The sequence below is a fragment of the Mucilaginibacter aurantiaciroseus genome (assembly GCF_024055595.1).
Taxonomy (GTDB): Bacteria; Bacteroidota; Bacteroidia; order Sphingobacteriales; family Sphingobacteriaceae; genus Mucilaginibacter; species Mucilaginibacter aurantiaciroseus.
Genome location: NZ_JAMXOF010000001.1, coordinates 1,699,731 through 1,717,369, shown reverse-complemented (window position 1 = coordinate 1,717,369; position 17,639 = coordinate 1,699,731). Strand labels below are relative to the sequence as shown.

General features: G+C 44.1%; 16 protein-coding genes and 1 pseudogene. 11 read left to right on the top strand and 6 right to left on the bottom strand.

Features of this window, described 5'->3' with window-relative positions:
- Positions 1-39 precede the first annotated feature (39 nt).
- Positions 40-1,296 carry a sensor histidine kinase gene (locus NAF17_RS07880; RefSeq protein ID WP_252757436.1) on the top strand — a complete coding sequence of 419 codons (1,257 nt, stop codon included), beginning with the start codon at positions 40-42 and terminating at the stop codon, positions 1,294-1,296.
- Here the strand turns inward: NAF17_RS07880 and NAF17_RS07875 are convergent.
- Positions 1,274-2,152 (bottom strand): alpha/beta fold hydrolase, encoded by an 879-nt coding sequence (locus NAF17_RS07875; protein WP_252757435.1) that lies wholly within the window; start codon positions 2,150-2,152, stop codon positions 1,274-1,276. The two genes, NAF17_RS07880 and NAF17_RS07875, sit on opposite strands and share 23 nt — an antisense overlap.
- 83 nt (positions 2,153-2,235) lie before the next feature.
- Positions 2,236-2,460 carry a hypothetical protein gene (locus NAF17_RS07870; RefSeq protein ID WP_252757434.1) on the bottom strand — a complete coding sequence of 75 codons (225 nt, stop codon included), beginning with the start codon at positions 2,458-2,460 and terminating at the stop codon, positions 2,236-2,238.
- Positions 2,461-2,495: 35 nt separating this feature from the next.
- Between NAF17_RS07870 and NAF17_RS07865 the strand changes: the two genes are divergently transcribed.
- The 4 genes from NAF17_RS07865 to NAF17_RS07850 all read left to right on the top strand — a co-directional run bounded on the left by NAF17_RS07865 (position 2,496) and on the right by NAF17_RS07850 (position 4,921).
- On the top strand, positions 2,496-3,131 hold the full coding sequence (locus tag NAF17_RS07865) for an alpha-ketoglutarate-dependent dioxygenase AlkB family protein (RefSeq protein WP_252757433.1): 636 nt from the start codon (positions 2,496-2,498) through the stop codon (positions 3,129-3,131).
- 293 nt (positions 3,132-3,424) lie between these two features.
- A complete protein-coding gene (locus tag NAF17_RS07860; RefSeq protein WP_252757432.1) occupies positions 3,425-3,895 on the top strand; it encodes a DUF4920 domain-containing protein in 471 nt (156 codons plus the stop codon).
- 118 nt (positions 3,896-4,013) lie between these two features.
- Positions 4,014-4,673: a bifunctional 4-hydroxy-2-oxoglutarate aldolase/2-dehydro-3-deoxy-phosphogluconate aldolase gene (locus tag NAF17_RS07855; protein ID WP_252757431.1), complete on the top strand. Its 660-nt coding sequence runs from the start codon at positions 4,014-4,016 to the stop codon at positions 4,671-4,673.
- Between the two features lie 20 nt (positions 4,674-4,693).
- Entirely contained in the window at positions 4,694-4,921 is a 228-nt protein-coding gene (locus NAF17_RS07850; protein ID WP_252757430.1) for a VF530 family protein, read from the top strand.
- A 177-nt stretch (positions 4,922-5,098) separates the two neighbouring features.
- Here NAF17_RS07850 and NAF17_RS07845 read toward each other — a convergent pair whose 3' ends face one another.
- Positions 5,099-6,418, bottom strand: a complete 1,320-nt coding sequence (locus NAF17_RS07845) for a DEAD/DEAH box helicase (RefSeq protein WP_252757429.1) — start codon at positions 6,416-6,418, stop codon at positions 5,099-5,101.
- A 334-nt stretch (positions 6,419-6,752) separates the two neighbouring features.
- On the opposite strand from NAF17_RS07845, the gene NAF17_RS07840 reads away from it, so the two are divergent.
- Positions 6,753-7,025: a DUF2961 domain-containing protein gene (locus NAF17_RS07840; RefSeq protein WP_252757428.1), complete on the top strand. Its 273-nt coding sequence runs from the start codon at positions 6,753-6,755 to the stop codon at positions 7,023-7,025.
- A 42-nt stretch (positions 7,026-7,067) separates the two neighbouring features.
- Complete coding sequence (fucP, locus tag NAF17_RS07835; protein ID WP_252757427.1) at positions 7,068-8,345, top strand: L-fucose:H+ symporter permease; 1,278 nt, start codon at positions 7,068-7,070, stop codon at positions 8,343-8,345.
- Positions 8,346-8,489: 144 nt separating this feature from the next.
- Here the strand turns inward: fucP and NAF17_RS07830 are convergent, their stop codons facing one another.
- Genes NAF17_RS07830 through NAF17_RS07820 form a run of 3 tightly spaced genes read right to left on the bottom strand, consistent with a single transcriptional unit; the run spans position 8,490 to position 12,425 of the window.
- Complete coding sequence (locus NAF17_RS07830) at positions 8,490-9,167, bottom strand: arylesterase (RefSeq protein WP_252757426.1); 678 nt, start codon at positions 9,165-9,167, stop codon at positions 8,490-8,492.
- Positions 9,168-9,175: 8 nt separating this feature from the next.
- Positions 9,176-11,758: an ABC transporter permease gene (locus tag NAF17_RS07825; RefSeq protein ID WP_252757425.1), complete on the bottom strand. Its 2,583-nt coding sequence runs from the start codon at positions 11,756-11,758 to the stop codon at positions 9,176-9,178.
- Positions 11,736-12,425 (bottom strand): ABC transporter ATP-binding protein, encoded by a 690-nt coding sequence (locus tag NAF17_RS07820; RefSeq protein ID WP_252757424.1) that lies wholly within the window; start codon positions 12,423-12,425, stop codon positions 11,736-11,738. Before NAF17_RS07820 ends, NAF17_RS07825 begins: the two co-directional genes overlap by 23 nt.
- 148 nt (positions 12,426-12,573) lie before the next feature.
- On the opposite strand from NAF17_RS07820, the gene NAF17_RS07815 reads away from it, so the two are divergent.
- The 4 genes and pseudogenes from NAF17_RS07815 (at position 12,574) to NAF17_RS07795 (ending at position 17,639) form a co-directional block, all read left to right on the top strand.
- Complete coding sequence (locus NAF17_RS07815; RefSeq protein WP_252757423.1) at positions 12,574-13,278, top strand: NUDIX hydrolase; 705 nt, start codon at positions 12,574-12,576, stop codon at positions 13,276-13,278.
- 132 nt (positions 13,279-13,410) lie between these two features.
- Positions 13,411-16,140, top strand: a complete 2,730-nt coding sequence (locus tag NAF17_RS07810; protein ID WP_252757422.1) for a gliding motility-associated C-terminal domain-containing protein — start codon at positions 13,411-13,413, stop codon at positions 16,138-16,140.
- On the top strand, positions 16,140-17,156 hold the full coding sequence (locus NAF17_RS07805) for a PorP/SprF family type IX secretion system membrane protein (RefSeq protein WP_252757421.1): 1,017 nt from the start codon (positions 16,140-16,142) through the stop codon (positions 17,154-17,156). Before NAF17_RS07810 ends, NAF17_RS07805 begins: the two co-directional genes overlap by 1 nt.
- A gap of 191 nt (positions 17,157-17,347) precedes the next feature.
- A pseudogene (locus NAF17_RS07795) lies at positions 17,348-17,639 on the top strand (four helix bundle protein).

The following is a 17,639-nucleotide window of genomic DNA, read 5'->3' as shown; positions in this document are numbered from 1 at the left end:
TATTTTTAATGTTTATTTTTACCATCTAACTAAGAGCTATTGAATAACCCATCCTATCCGGTCCCTGAGAACGAAAGTGAGCGTTTAGCTTCCTTAGCGTCTTATAATATACTTGATACCACTCTCGAAGTAGACTTTGAGGAGCTTACCATACTTGCATCAGAAATTTGCCAGACACCAATTGCGCTTATTAGCTTAATTGACGACAGGCGCCAGTGGTTTAAATCAAAATATGGTATTAAAGTAAGCGAAAGCCCTAAAGAGTTCGCTTTTTGCGCGCATACTATCGTCAATAAAAATGAGGTAATGGTAGTGCCTGATGCGCGAGAAGATAGTCGTTTTGCCACTAACCCGTTGGTTACCGGCGATGAAAAAATTGTTTTTTATGCAGGTGTTCCATTGCTTAACGAGGATGGGCACGCGCTTGGATCGTTGTGCGTTATTGACCACGAACCAAAAAAACTTACTGAGAAGCAATTAAATGCCTTACGGGTACTTGCCAAGCAGGTTTTAAACCAAATGGAACTGCGCCGTAAAATAGCCAGGCTGCAAAAAAGTAACGACGATCTGCTGGAGGCAAATATGTTTATACAAAAGTTTGCTTCTACTGCTGCGCACGATATAAAAAACCCGCTAAGCAGCATATTGCTTACATCGCAGGCACTGCAAATGCGCCTGCAAAACACCGGCGATCATAAAAGCCGCAGCCTTGCAGGGCTAACCATCAACGCGTCAAAACGTTTGTTGGCACTGGTTGATAACATGCTGGATTACTCTACACAGCCATCCAGTTTATTATCAAACCAGGAAACTTTAAACCTCAATGTGCTTTTAAAGAATGTAATTGAATTAGTAGATGTCCCGGCCAGCATCACTATAAATATGCCCCGTAACAATCATGAATTGGTATGTTCATCAGTTGGGTTAGAACAGATCTTCTTAAACCTGCTTACCAATGCTGTTAGGTATAACGATAAAGAAAAAGGTATTGTAAACATACTTTTTAAAGAGGATGGAGATAGCTATCACTTTAAAGTTACTGACAACGGTATGGGCATCGCCGAGAAAAACCTGGCTAAGATCTTCGAAAAAGAGGTAACGCTTAACACCTTAGATCGCTTTAATAAAAAGGGTAAAGGCCTTGGCTTATACACGGTTAAACTATTGGTAGAAAAACTTGATGGTATCATCCACGCGGAATCCCGCATAGGTGATGGCGCGGTGTTTGTGTTTTCCATCAAAAAGAATATTTTGGTTGATATGGGCGATACCGTTAGTATCTCAAATCGGCAATGACTTCGTCCAATAGCTTATTAAACTCTTCTGATTTCTCCACCATCGGGAAGTGCCCGGTATCGTGTACGATCAATAATTTATAAGGGATCTTCTTTGCTATCAGGCCTGTAGTATCAGTTGGCTGGTAATCGCTGTTGATGAGGTACAACTTCTTTTTAGCTTTTAAAAGCGCCGCTACATCATTAAAGTCATCCCGTTCCTGTGTGGCGATAGCAACGGTAGAATCGGTGTGTGCAACATCATTCAAGATTCTTTCTTTTATGGCTTTGCTGGTGGTTTTATAAAACAAACCCTGGTTAAACCATTCGAAGGCTACGGCTTTAAAATTTTTCTTCATGGCAGCGATGGCCTTAGCATATTCTTGCTTATCCTTTACGCTATCTGCTGATGCGATGCCTACCGATTTAAAATTGTCCACCCCAACCAGCGCTATCACATTCCCGGGCGCGTCAATTGCGCCTTGCAACACGATGCTGCCGGCCATAGAATGGCCAATTAGTATCACATTTTTAAGGCTGAGTTGGCTAATTGCGTTTTTAATATCCTGGCCGTAGGCAGCAGTATTCCATTTGGCCCTGTTTTTATCAGATTTACCAAAGCCCGGCAAGTCTATAGTAACAACCCGGTATCTCTTGCCAAAGTAAGCTACCTGATTGGCCCAATAAGTTTTATTAATGGCCCAGCCGTGCACAAACAGGAGTGTAGTATCACCTTTACCGGTATCGGTATAATCTATCCTGACATTATTACTTATCAGGCTAACTTTTGAAGTTAGGTTTAATTTCTTTTGAGGCGAATTGCAGGCAAAAATAAAAGACCACAGTAATGCTACCAGTAAAAAGCGTAATGTTTTCATAGTGTAGGTGTTAAGTAATACAACGTTAAAGCAAAAAAATATTAATGACTAATTTACTTCTACCGTTTAACTTATTTTAACAATTAATCCCACACAATGTACCATTTGCTCTCGTTGTTTTTGATGTAACTAAGGCTGTCGCTCATTTGGTAAACGTTGCGGCCCTCTGTGGCATTGTAATAATTCTTACGTTCATAGATCCTCATGCCGCCATTTTCTTGTTGTAGAAACACCAGCAGGGCGTTCATAGACGGGTCTATCTCGTGCAGCCACCGGGTTTCGCCCTTTTTTACAAATGCTGAACTCATAATTTAATTATTTTTAATTAATTGTGACACTTTCCATGCCGAAAACTTGTTATTTGGTGGAGATGGAACAGCTAAATATTTTTGATGGGGGAGGGCAGGCCCCCAAACTTCCTGCGGAATTAATGGATTATCGCCCAAACTGCTTCACTCGCGAGGAAAGTATCCACCTGATGCAGGCGTTAAAAACCACCATCCAGTGGAAACAGGAAACCATTCAAATGTATGGCAAGCTGCTAAATATACCCCGGCTTACCGCATGGTATGGCGATAATAATAAAACTTATGCCTACAGCGGTAAAAAGTATGATCCCTATCAATGGACACCAGAACTGCTGTTCATCAAACAACGGGTTGACGAAGCCACCGGAATAACGTTTAACAGCGTTCTGCTGAACGATTACCGCAACGGCAATGATTCTGTAGCCTGGCATGCCGATGATGAGCCTGAGCTAGGATTAAACCCTGTAATAGCCTCGGTAAGCTTTGGGCAGGTCCGCCGGTTTGATCTAAGGCATAAACAGGACCATAAGTTGAAGTATTCGGTAGAGTTGGAAAACGGCTCCCTACTCATCATGAAGGGCGATCTGCAACACAACTGGGAACACCAGGTGCCAAAATCTTCCAAAGCTTTTAGGGAGCGGATCAATTTAACTTTTAGGGTGATCAGTTAATTTTTTTTCAATTTGTATGGGCAACGATAGCGAAGGATTTGTTCTGCATCATGGTCTTTAATAAATTAGAAAATCATCCACCTGACAAAATTACATTGGTCAAATTAACATTAAAACCTTGTTTAACTATTAAGAAATATATATACTTATCTATTTTATAATCAAACATTAATGTGGTTTATATGAACTTAATATTCAATCAACTTAACTTCTTTAAACCCATTTAAAATGGTTAGAGGCAAATTGAAATAAAGTGTTATTTTTGTAAAGAGAGACATCATAAAAGCCTTTATATGAAGAAATTTATCCTGTTAGCAATGTGCCTTGGCTTTAGCGCTAATACATTTGCACAAAGCACTATTAAGTTAGCCGATGCCGGCGTAACTTACGGGAAAACAGTTACAGCAGATAACGCAGTGAGCACCGAAGCGCTGAACACCCTGAGCAGCGATAGCGTGTACAATGGAAAGATCACCGGTACCGTAATTGAAGTTTGCAAAAAAAAAGGCTGCTTTATGAAATTACAGCAAGCTAACGGCACACCCATTATGGTGCAGTTTACAGATTACGCTTACTTTATGCCACAAAACATTGTAGGCAAAATTGTAGTGGTAGAGGGTAAAGCCAAAGTGAAAGAAACTTCTGTTGAGCGCTTAAAACACTATGCCGCCGATGCCGGAAAAACCAAAGAAGAAATAGCCATGATCAACACTACTAAGAAAGTCATTTCTATTATGGCTGATGGTGTTTTGGTAGTGAAATAGTATCACACACATTTCAATATTCCAAAGCCTGTAAGAAATTACAGGCTTTTTGGTTTACGGTCTATAATTTATAATTTCAGCCAACGCAACTAAGCGTACCTGCCCAAGGCGACAAAGCATGAGTAAAAAAGAAAAAGTATTGGATACCATTTTATCACAAGGCATGTTGCCCTTGTTTTTTTATGAGGATGCCGACGTAAGCTTTGAGATCATTCGCGCTATGTACAACGCAGGTGTTAGGGTAATAGAATATACCAACCGGGGTAAAGAGGCCCTAAGCAACCTTTATAACATTAAACAAAGGGTATCTAAAGAAATGTCCGACCTGTACCTGGGTATCGGTACCATTAAAACCGGGTTGGAGGCAGAGGCTTTTGTAGATGCCGGTGCAGATTTCATCGTGTCGCCCATCGTAGATAGCGAGGTTGCTATGGTAGCCAACAACTACGATCTGCTTTACATCCCCGGGTGTATGACTCCTTCCGAGATCCATGTGGCGCAGCAATACCACGCAAAGCTTATCAAGATCTTCCCGGCTAATATCCTTGGTCCGGCGTTTATTGCTTCCATCAGGGATTTGTTCCCGGGACAGTTGTTTATACCGACAGGCGGTGTAGAGATTGAAGCAGGTAATATTGCCGGGTGGTTTCGTTCCGGGGTATGCGCGGTAGGGATGGGCAGTAAGCTTATTAGCCGTAATGTATTGGATAAGAGGCTTTACAGCCAGTTATATAATGATACGCTTAAAGCATTGGAATTGGTTCAGCTTAGTAAATAATAAATTATCTTTACGGCCATATGGAGCAACAATCAAAAGACCCGCTGCACGGCAAAACATTAGAGGCTATCCTGAAAGCTTTAGTAGCACACCTGGGCTGGGCCGAAATGGGTTACCGCATCCGCATCAACTGTTTTTTGGATAACCCCAGCGTAAACTCCAGCCTCAAATTCCTCCGCAAAACGCCATGGGCACGTGCTAAAGTTGAGGATTTATATATCGAGTTTTACAAGGAAATAGAGAGGTAGACTACTTTATTATTTAACACAAAAAGCAGCATTTTTTTCGCTTTTTAAACGCCTTTTTTCGCCTGTAAAACGGCAATAAATGTGCATAATATTTCTCTTTGACAATACTTTATCGTACTTCACTGACATAATCCTGTCACTCGTGCCCATCCCGCAAAAAAGCGGAATTTAAAAACACTACCCGTGCTTTTTCTTCATGTTCATTTTGGCCTTGGTGCCCGAGCTGTAGTTGTATGTTTTGGAGTTCTCCGGTTTCTTCTCGTGGAAGGCTTCGCCGGGTACATATTGGTTGGGGTCTGTTTTAGTATGCTTTTTAGTTTTATCTTTTTCTTCTTCCTTTTGCTTGCGGTCTTTCTCCATTACTAAATCTTCGGGCAGGTCGGCTTTTTGCATTTTTTGGCCGGTGGTCTGCTCAATTTTGCGCACCTGGTCAAGTTCCAGGTCGGTAGCAAAGGTTAAAGCTAAGGTTTCATCCGCGGCATCAATATCATGGTTTTCAATATGCTGTATATAAATCTCTTTTTCGGCTGGCAGGTCCAGGTGAATGATGAACGGTATACCCGTAACATCAATGTGCTCCGTGCCTTCATTTGCCACAATCAGCACCCGCAGACTGCTATCTGCTTTAAATTCCGCAATATCGTTCACCTTGTTATACTCAAACGACATAGGGTTTATGGTAGTAACCGAGGTACGGAGGCGGTTATGCAGGCTCTTGTAAATAGTTTCGGCAGTAAGGCGGGTATTGGTGAACACAACCGTTTTGGTGAACATTTCCTCGTCATACAAAAATAGGTTCAGCAGGTTTACCTTGGTGCCAAAGTTGGGTACATGGTAAAGGATCTGCGGATGCACGGGCAACAACTCCTCGGGCATTTCTTCCACCTCAATAGTCGCGGGTTGCAGCATGAACGGTGCTATCATTTTCTCTAGTTTGGCGTGCATTACCTCGGTAAATACCAGGCGCTGCGCGCGGCCAATACTGTTAGCCAGTTCTACAACAGGGAGTTGCAAGCCTTTCTTAACTATCAACTGCGCATCATCCACTGCAAAGAAATCAACCTTGTTCAGGTTCAATCCAAGCTTTAGGTAGATAGCACGTGCCCTGTCGGGAGTGGCAACCACAATGTCAGATCCATCTGCAAGGTCGTCCATATTCTGCTCCGTAGTTTGTCCGGGGTGCAGGCTCACAATACGGATGGTTTTGTTTCTGTTCAGCCTGTCGAACTGGGCCAGTATTTCAAACACCTTTTCCTGGTCGGGAGCAAGCACAAGCGCTTTAGGCACGCCATCGGCGCTGTGTTTAAATCGGTTCAGCGTAGCCAACACAAGCACGGTAGTTTTACCGCATCCCTCGGGGCCAATAGCAACCACATCCTGCCCGCCAATAATGCGGTTAAGCGTTTTTAACTGTATTTCTTTAGGGTTATTAAACCCAGCTTCTGTTACCGATTTTATTAATTGCTTATTTAGCTTAAATTTCTCTGCCCACGCCATTTCAAAAAATATAAAGAGTGCAAAGATACCAAAACCATCCCGCTTTTAAGAAACCGGGTAATTATCCGTAAATCGGCTTGGCTAATCTTTCATAATATTGTGCTCAGTATGCCGGCTATTTGGTCTCACCCGGTCTTCGCTTCGCCCACCCACCCTCTTTGCGAAGCAGAGAGGGTCGCGCACGAAGTGTAGCGGGGTGAGTAAACTAAAAAGCGGTAAATATTGCTAATCACCACATCACAAACCTCAAAGATCTTAATTAGAAAACCATCAGAGTTAAATGGTATCATAAATGGATATTTACTACATTAGTTTATTAAACCTGCTCTAATTTATGAAAAAGCTTTTACTGTTGGCAGTGGTGCTATGCGCCATTACCCACGCACAACAAAAATTTAACGGACTGGACGCCGGCATGGGCAACATCTACCGCACATCAGACGCGGTTAGCCGCTCCATTAGTCCCGAAAATTTTAACGGCGAAGGTGCTATACAACATATATGGATGACGCCTACCGGCAACTGGCGCAACTCCATTATCCGCTTTTATTGGGATGATGAGGCTACACCTTCGGTAGAATCGCCGCTAAGAATGAGCTGGAAGTAAATTAAAAGATATATATTCAGCTCACCAATTTAACACCTTACAATGTCAAAAGATAAAAGTTTAGTTGCTGTTGCCCTTATAACCTCCCTGTTTTTTATCTGGGGATTTGCCCTTAATCTTAATCCCATCCTTATCCCGCACTTAAAAAAAGCCTGCCAGCTAACAGATTTTCAATCTTCGCTGATAGACTCCGCATCCTACGTTGCATATTTTTTGCTGCCTATCCCGGCGGCGCAGTTCATGAAAAAGTATGGCTATAAAGGCGGCATTATTTTGGGGTTATTGCTATTTTCGGTAGGGGCAATGTTGTTTTACCCGGCAGCCGCGGTGCGCAACTACGCGTTCTTTTTAGGGGCTTTGTTTGTGGTATTCTCCGGGATGGCGTTTTTAGAAACCGCCGCCAACCCGCTCATTACCTTAATTGGCGACCCAAAAAGCTCTACCATCCGCATCAACCTGGCGCAAACCTTTAATGGAATGGCCGCCGCCTTTGCGCCGTACATAGGCGGCACGTTCATTTTATCGGGCACGGTATTAACGGCCGCGCAGGAGAAAGCCATGCCACCGGCAGAACTGGAATCTTACTTAAACAACGAAGCTTCATCTGTTCAGTTGCCATTCGTTATCATCAGCATCTTAGTGTTATTAGTTGCCATATTGGTTTGGCGTACCACGTTCCCGGTTCTTAAAGAGGAATCGCCGGAGGTAAACGCCATCGAAAACAAACCCTTGTTTGGCAGGATAGCAGCCCTTACCAAGAACAAGCATTTAATGTCGGGCGTGTTAGCCGAGTTCTTTTACGTAGGCGGGCAAGCCTGTGTAACCAGCTTCTTTATCCGCTATAGCGAACATGTGGCCGGCTTTGGCGAGCATCGCGCAGCAACATTGTTAAGCATCGCCTTGTTGCTGTTTATGCTGGGCAGGTTATCGGGCACGGCATTAATGCTGGTATTTAACCCGGTAAAGCTTTTGGTAACTTATGCCATTATCAATATTGGACTTATTGCGGCAGCGGTAACCTTACATGGCGCGGGTGTTGTTTATGTGCTGATGGCGGTGCTGTTTTTTATGTCTATCATGTTCCCAACCATATTTTCGTTAACCATAAAAGACTTAGGCCCACAAACAAAGCTGGGTTCATCTTTAGTAATTATGGGGATAGTAGGCGGCGCGGTATTGCCCCCAATAATGGGCCGCATCTCTGATGCCTCAAACATCCAGTTCGCTTACATCGTACCCGGTATTTGTTTCGTCATGATCCTTTGGTTCGCGCTGCGGAATTTAAAGCTGAAGACGGTAGAAATGGGAACCGGGCATTAAAATAAAAAAGCGTCATTGCGATGAGCGATAGCGACGTGGCAATGGTCGATAAACTTGTCTGCGGCTCTGTAAGTAGGGGATTGCCGCGCTACGCTCGCAATGACGCGGGAAGAGAGGGGCGCCGTTATTAATAAGGATTATATCCTATAACACCCCCTTCATCACTTCCCAAACATTATTGGCCAATATCTTAGCACCTGCAGCAGTAGGGTGAATGCCATCCTTTTGATTTAGGCTGCGTACACCGCCAACGCCCTGCAGCAGGAAGGGTACCAGCGTCATGTTGTTTTTGGTAGCCAGCTTGGGGAACATTTCTTTAAAATCTTTCACGTAGGTGGCGCCCATATTTGGCGGTACCTGCATGCCCAGCATTACCAGTTTGGCTTTTGGGTATATTGTTTTAACACGGTCAATAATGGTTTGCAGGTTTTTTTCGGTTTCCGTTACCGGGATTCCGCGCAGGCCGTCGTTGGCGCCAAGCTCAAGCACAAATACGTCAATGTGTTGTTTTAGGATCCAGTCGATGCGGCCCTTGCCACCGGCAGATGTTTCGCCGCTGAGGCCGCCGTTGATGATGGTGTAAGGTAGCTTTGCCAAATCTATTTTGGTTTGCAAAACACTTGGGTAGGCTTCGGATGGGTCATCAAGGCCGTAGCCCGCGGTTAAGCTATCGCCAAATACCAAAATGTTTTTGGTTGATGCACTGGCGGCTATTTTGGTAGTATCGGTGGGTGTGGTTTCGGTTGATGCAGGTTTGCTGCCACAGCCCGCAATGGTGATGGTTAGCGCAAGGGCAGAAGCTATTTTGAGTTTATTTAGCATAATTATTTTTATGAGTTTGACCGCAAAATTTCCAGCGGCGGTTTCTTTAAAATACCGCGACTGTTTAGCAGGCCTATAATAACCGTTAACAAGGTAATGATTAAAAAGAGGGCTATCACCGGTAAAAAGTTAACGGCGTAAGGCATATCAAAGGTGTATTTAGCCAAGAGCCAGCTGCCGCCAATGGCGATAACAATACCCGTTAGGGCAGATAATGCGCCAAGGAACAGGTATTCTAAAGCTGTTATCGCAAGGATCTGTTTACGGCTGCCACCAAGGGTGCGCAGTAAAACACTCTCCTGGATGCGCTGGTATTTGCTGATACGGACAGACGAGATTAATACGATAATACCCGTAATAATGCTAAACCCACTCATGAATTTGATAACATAGCCAATTTTGCCAAGCAATTCATCCAGCACGTTTAAGATCAAGCCAAGGTCGATAATAGAAACGTTGGGAAACTGCTTCACTACTGCCTGCTGGTATTTGGCAGATACGATATTGTTTGGCACATGGGTAAGCAACACGTGAATCTGCGGTGCATTCTCCAAAACCCCGGTTGGGAATACTACCTGGAAGTTTGTGGAAACTTTGTTCCAGTTTACCTTGCGGATGCTGCTGATGTAGGTATTCATCATTACGCCCTGAACATTAAAAACCAGTTTATCGCCAACCTTGGCATTAATGCGCTGCGCGAAACGTTCTTCGGCAGAAACCGGGATGTCTTTGCCGGGTTGGGCTTTGCCAGCCCATTTGCCGCTGGTTATTTTTTCTGAATAGGTGATGGAATCGCGATAAGTAACGCGGTATTCGTAGGTATAGGCCCGTTCGGCAATGCGCAGGGTGCTGTCCTTTTTGGCGTCAGCGGCGGTTTTGCCGTTCACTTTTTCCAGTCGCATGGTGATGATAGGCACCTGTGATAAAACCGGCAAGCCTTGTTTCCGGGTAAGATCGGCAACGGCTTTTTGCTGCGCGGTTTGGATATCAAACAAGATCATGTTTGACTGGTTATCACCCGCTGAAAGGGTTACCTGGCCGATAAGTAATTGCTGGATGAGGAACAGCGTAGCGATAAATGCCGTGCTTAAACCGATGGAAACCGTTAAAATGATGGTTTGATTATTTGGACGATACAAATTGGCAAAGCCCTGCCGCCAAATATAACTCCAACTGCTCATCACCAAAACCCTTGTAAACCGGATGAGCAGCCAGGCAATGGCCGTAAGTATTAAAAATGCCACTGCAATACCGATGGTAAAGAATGCCGCGCTCATCCAGTTGCCAATTTGCAGGTAGGCGAACGAGGTGATGAACAGCACCACCAAAATATAAACCAACCAGCGCAACGGATCGCGGATGGTGGTGGTATCATCAAATGAAAGCCTTAATGTGTTTAGCGGTGAGATATTGCGGATAGAGATTAGCGGCAGCAAGGCGAACAGGATGGAGATAATGAGCCCCAACAAAATGCCCTGCCCGATAGCCAGCCAGGAAATACCTACCGATATGGTGATTGGCAGGAAATCTTTTAACACCAGTGGCAGCAGATGCTGAATGGCTGTACCTAAAATAGCCCCGGCCACAGAGCCTATTAGCCCAATGCCTGTTATTTGGATGAGGTAGATCAAAAATGCCTCCGAAGCTTTTACACCCATACAGCGCATAATGGCAATGGAACGGATCTTCTCGCGGATGTAGATATTAATAGCACTTGCCACGCCCACACAGCCCAGTAGCAAGGCAATAAAGCCTACCAACGATAAGAACCTCGACAGATCGGCAAACGAGCGGCTGGTGCCTTCTTTTTTACCTTCAACGGTATCGTAATTAAAGCCGGCCTTGTTCAGTTGGCTTTCTATGCCTTTGGCCAGTTTTTCTACATCGGTTTTATTACCGAACTTGTAATAATAGCTGTAATTGATGCGACTGCCAACGGTGATCAGGCCTGTTTTATTTAAATATTGCATCGGGATATAAACCAGCGGAGCAACACTTGCCGCGATGCCTGTTTGCCCCGGCGCTTTGTTCAGCACACCTGCAATGGCAAAAGTTTCGTTACCCACTTTTACCGAATCGCCTACTTTGGCGTTAAACTGCAACATCAGCGTTTTATCAACCAAAGCGTACTTGCCGGTTTTGAATGAACGGCCTGCCTGCACTGGCGTGGTTTCCAGATCGCCATAATAGGGGAATTTACCCGCCAAAGCCTTTACCTGTACCAGCCTGGTCGAAAATGTTTTGGGGAACAGCACCATCGAGGGGAAACTGCGTTCCTGCGAGCGGTTGTCACCAAGTTTGTCTAATACCTTTTGCAGCTTATCGTCGGGTTCCTTATTGCCGCTGATGGTAAGGTCGGCACCGATTAAAGTAGCCGCCTGCTCATTAATATCATTCTGGATATTATACCTGAACGAGTAGATAGCCACCAAAGCCGCTATCCCAAACACTATCGATGAGATAAACAGCAGCAGGCGCGAGCGGTTGCGGCGGCTATCGCGCAGGGCCATTTTAAACAGCCAGGCAAAGTTTATCTTCCTTTTAAAATTAAAATTGTCCATGGGTGCGTTATTCATTACCGGTTTTGTCATCGGCAACCAATTTGCCACCCTTAATTTTGATGATGCGCTGCGTTTTTGCCGCCAGTTCCAGATCGTGGGTTACCAAAACAAGCGTTGTGCCCGCCTCGCGGTTAAGATCGAAGATGAGCTTTACCACCTTATCGCTGGTTTCGGCATCCAAATTCCCGGTAGGCTCATCAGCAAACAGGATCTTTGGCGAATTAGAGAATGCCCTTGCCAGCGATACCCTTTGCTGCTCGCCGCCCGATAACTGGGCAGGGTAGTGGTGCCCGCGGTCGGCAAGGCCAACTTTATCAAGCAGGTCAAGTGAACGTGCTTTAATGTTCTTCTCGCCGCGCAGTTCCAAGGGAACCATCACGTTTTCCAAAGCTGTTAAGGTAGGCAGCAATTGAAAATTCTGGAAAATGAAACCTACGTACTGGTTACGTACCTGCGCGCGTTTGTCCTCGCTCAGGTTTGTAAAGCTGATGCCGCTGAGTTTAACAATGCCGCTGGTGGCGCTGTCTAACCCGGCGCAAAGGCCAAGCAGGGTGGTTTTACCGCTGCCCGAGGGGCCTACAATGGCGTTGGTAGAGCCTGCGCCGATGCTGAAATTTATATTATCTAAAACTGTTAATTCGCGCCCCGCGCTCTTATAAGTTTTGTTTAGGTTTGATATGTTTAATATGGTTTCCAAAATGGGTGCTGTATTTATATAAAGGATCAAATAACAAAGAATAATTTATAACGGCAGTTTGTAAAGTGTTTACTTACACAAGCATTACATTAGTTTAGTTTTTTTAAAATGCCGAATATTTTTTACAATTGTAGAATAACGTATGCACATGCAAGAATATCCCGGGCAACAACGCATTTTAGTTGCTGTCGACTGTATTATATTTGGTTTTGATGGCTGGAACATTAAATTGTTACTGGTAGAACGTGATATCGCCCCCGAAAAAGGAAAATGGAGCCTCATGGGCGGTTTCATGAACCCATCCGAGAGCCCCGAAGACGCTGCCAACCGTGTATTAGAAGAACGTACCGGGTTAAAAAATGTGTACATGGAGCAGTTTCACGTATTTGGCAAACCCGACCGCGACCCGGTGGAGCGTACACTGTCTGTAGCTTACTTTGCGCTAATAGATATCCAGAAATACGAAAAACAACTTACCAACGCCAACCACCCCGAGTGGTTCCTGCTCAACGAAATGCCCGACCTTGTGTTTGACCATGTAGAAATGGTGGCCATTGCCAAAAAGCAATTACGCTACAAAGCCGCGCTGCACCCCATACTTTTTCAATTACTGCCAGAGCGGTTTACCATCCCGCAATTACAGGCCTTGTACGAGGGCGTTTACCAAACCGAGTTTGACGACCGCAACTTTAGCCGCAAGCTACTATCAACAGGCCTGCTGGTTAAACTTGCCGAAAAAGATAAGCAATCATCAAAAAAAGGGGCGTTTTATTACCAGCTGGATCAATCTAACTACGAGAAAAAGTTTGAAAAGTTCCTGAACCTGGTGCCAAACCCCGATAAATTCTTTTAAGATTAATAAACTACCCAGCCTTTTTACAAAACATAACAGGCAGATTTATTTAGGTTTACAATAAAACTGCTTACATTTAATGCACTTGTTTGCGTACCACGCAGGCATGGCTAATTATAACCGGTTATTAAAGTGAATAGGGTAAAGGCATTTGGTGTTTTAATAACATTGTTTTTTGTTTGCTGCAGTTTTTTAGGCTTTGCCCAAGGCACCTCAAGCCAGGGGAGAGAATTCTGGACGGCTTATATGTCGCACTCGGAAGATAACGGGCCAAGTAAAATGGCGCTTTACGTTACGGCCGACGAAGCAACGACAGTTACGGTTGAGATTGCGAACGGTAGTTTCCCGGCCATTATTAGGGATGTTTTACCAAATCAGGTAACCGAAATAGAAGTTCCCCGCAATGAAGCATTTATTCAAAATCAGGGCAAAAGCGCTAAGGGTATCCACATCACATCGGCAAAAAAAATAGCTGTTTTTGCTCATATATATTCTGATGCCGTATCTGGTGCCACGCTATTGTTGCCGGTTGCCGTGTTGGGTAAAAGTTATTACTCATTAAATTACACCCAGCGTTCAAACGCCCAGTCAAACACGTTTTCTACCTTTACGGTAATAGGTACCGAAGATAACACCACTGTAGAAATTACACCGTCGGCCAAGCTGGTGGATGGCCAGGTTGCCGGTGTGCCATTTACGATAACATTAAATAAAGGCGAGGTATACCAGGGATTGTCTTTTACTGATCTCACGAACACGAAAATTGCCAGCATAAGCTCGGGCACGCAGGGGTGTAAAAAGATAGCTGTATTCTCGGGCAGTACAAAAATATTTATAGGTTGCGATGACAACAACAAAACATCCGATAACCTTTTCCAGCAGGTTTATCCAACAGCTTCGTGGGGTAAAAATTATATAACCGTTCCGCTTAAAAGCCGCAACTACGATATATTCCGGGTGGTGCTGAGCGATCCAAATACTACGGTCACAGTTAACGGGAACCCAATCCCGCCGGGGAGTTTACAAAGCAACAATGTTTACGAATTTTCATCCAATATTACCAATATTATTAAGGCCGATAAACCTGTTCAGGTAATACAATATGCTGTTACACAAGGTAAAACGCTGGCGCCAGGCTGCCAGTTTGATCCCCGGGATGTAGGCGACCCTGAGATGATCTACCTAAACCCTGTGGAGCAAACCATCAGTCATGTTACCCTTTACTCAACAGGGCATTACGCGATACAAAAGCATTTTATAAACGTTGTGATGCGGTCTGATAAAACGTCAACCTTTAAGCTCGATGGCCAGCCATATACTGCTTTTGTGAATGTCACGAGCGGAACGGGCTATGCTTACGCGCAAATTCCGGTTGGCGAAGGCACACACACCCTTGCTGCCGAAGATGGTTTTAATGCCATTGCTTATGGGTTTGGAAACAAAGAATCTTATGGATATTCGGCAGGTACAAACCTCAAAAATCTTAATGAATACATTGAGTTGGATAACCCACAAACTAATAACGGGCAGGTAAATGGGTGTACGGGAGTGGTATATAATTTACAGATGGTATTACCCTATATAAGTACAAGCATAACCTGGAATTTTAATGACGGATCTTCGCCGAAAATTACAACTAACCCCGCGTTTACCACTTTTGTAAAGGATGGAACAACACTTTACCGGTACCAATACCGGGGCGTGCTGCCACCTTTTACTAAAGGGAATTATAACTACACCGCCACGGTTGTTAACCCCGTTGCGCTTGACGATTGCGGTACAACAAAGGACATTGAATTTGATTTTAATATTGCCGATTTTTCACAAACCGACTTTAAACCCAGTGATAACCGATGTAGCGCCACAGATATAACCGTACACGATCAATCGGTTGTTGACCCCGCGAGCGTAACACAAATAAAACTATGGTGGGATTATATCAACCATCCCGAAATATTTGAATTGTATACCCCTGCCAATATCCCCGCGGATAAAAACTATCATCATACTTATGATTACTCGGTAACATCAACTAACTACACCATTAAGATGATCGTTTACACTGGCGAAGGATCAGTTTGTGAGAACGGTAAAGAAAGGCCGATCACCATTTTAGGTAGCCCTTCAGTTGAAATGACCCCGGTACCCCCTATGTGCCGGGATGCCGGTAAGGTACAGATAATTAAAAATGATAAGGGTTTTGCAGGCAAGGGCACGTTTAGCGGGCCGGGCGTAACCAACGCCGATAAAGGGGTGTTCGACCCGGCAGTGTCCGGGGCCGGTACCTTTACCATAGCCTACCATTTTGTAGCCACGAATGGTTGCGATGTAACCGTTACGCAGGATATTGTGGTTTACCCTTTACCAACTGTAAACGCGGGCGATTTTATCCCCTTGCTTGAGGGCGAAAGTGTTGTGATCAAGCCCGTAGTAACCGGCGAAGAGTTATTCTACCAATGGGCACCGTCGGCAGGGTTAGATAATGTCAACATTTTAAACCCATTATGTTCTGCTATAGATAATACTACTTATACACTTACTGTTACAACAGCCAAAGGCTGTGTTGCATATGATGATGTATTTGTAAAAGTGCTTAAAAAGCCTGTGATCGTATCCGCATTTTCACCCAACGGCGATGGTATAAACGATACCTGGGGAATTAAATATTTAGATACTTACCCCGGAAATACAGTTGATGTGTACAACAGACAAGGAGAAAAGGTATATTCGTCTGTTGGTTATGCATCGCCCTGGGACGGAAGGTTCCGCGGTTCGGCATTGCCAACCGGTACTTACTATTATATCATAAACCCTAAAAACGGCCGTAACGTTGTTTCCGGCAGTGTCACAATTATTAAATAATGTTAAAGAGAACTTTATTTTTTACAGGTGTAATATTATGCATGGGCATATTTGCCTATGCGCAGCAAAAACCTCAGTATACCCAATATATTTTTAATAACTATTTGCTTAACCCCGCGGTTGCCGGTATTGAAAATTACACCGATGTAAAGTTAGGATACCGCAGCCAGTGGACAGGCCTGCAGGGTGCGCCTACCACAGCATACTTTACTGTAAACGCTCCATTGGGCAGCGATTTTACCCGGGGCGACGCGGCGTCATTTCCGTCGGGCGGCGATAGCCCTTACAGCAGGTTGTATACTTCGGAGTATCGCGCGGCCGAACCGCACCACGGTATCGGTTTTTCGTTAATTACCGATAAGGCCGGGCCAATTGACCAAACCAACATCATGGCAACTTATGCCTACCACTTAGGGATCACCGAAAAATTGAACTTAGCGGTAGGGGTGTCTGCCGGTGCTAATCACCTGCACCTAAACACATCCGAACTTACTTTCGAAAACCCCGACGACCCTGTTTTAAGGAACCTGGAAAATAATAAGTGGAAACCCGATGCTGCCATAGGTATCTGGGCGTATTCGTCAAACTATTTCTTTGGTATATCGGCACAACAGATCTTGCCACAAAACCAATATATATCTACCAATAACGGGCAAAATCTAAGCAAAACCGTGCCGCATTATTTTGCAACTGCCGGCTATAAGTTTTATTTGTCTGATGATGTAAGCTTTTTACCATCGGCACTCATTAAATTTATACAGCCTGCACCAACCACGTTTGATATAAATGCCAAACTCTCCTTTCGCGATAGGTTTTGGTTTGGTGGCTCGTACCGTAAGGATGATTCTTTTGGGATCCTGGCGGGTTTTAACCTCAACTCGCTCATCAACGTAAGTTACTCCTACGATGCAACAACATCGGCCTTGCGCACCGTAAGTAATGGCTCGCATGAAATTGTTATAGGCCTTATGCTGAACAATATATACAAGTTAACCAGCCCGCAGCACGGTTGGTAGGGTTTAGTTAATGGCTGATGATTTACAGATAATAGTTAAAAATGAAATTAAATGGCATTTAGGTTTGAGGATTTGCAAGTTTGGCAGAGGGGCTTAGATCTCTCTGTGAGCAGATAAATCAGCTTACTAAATTATTTCCCAAATAGGAAATTTACATTATTACTTCGCAAATTAAAAGGGCTGCAGTTTCTGTGGTATTAAATATTGCCGAAGTGTACAGGGAAAAGTAAAGCGGTATTTAAAGTATTTATTGGATACTCCTTAAGATCAGCGATTGAGGTTGTAAGTTGCTTGTTCATTATTAAAAAAAGAGGACACATCTCTGCTGATGATTTTGGAAAGCTTTATACAGATTACGAAAGTTTGGTAAAAATGATAACTGTTTTAAGAAATTCCCTTAAATATGGCAGTTACCAAAAACCATATACTGTTATATTAAGTGAGGCAACTACTATGAATCATGAACTTTCAACCATGAACTAA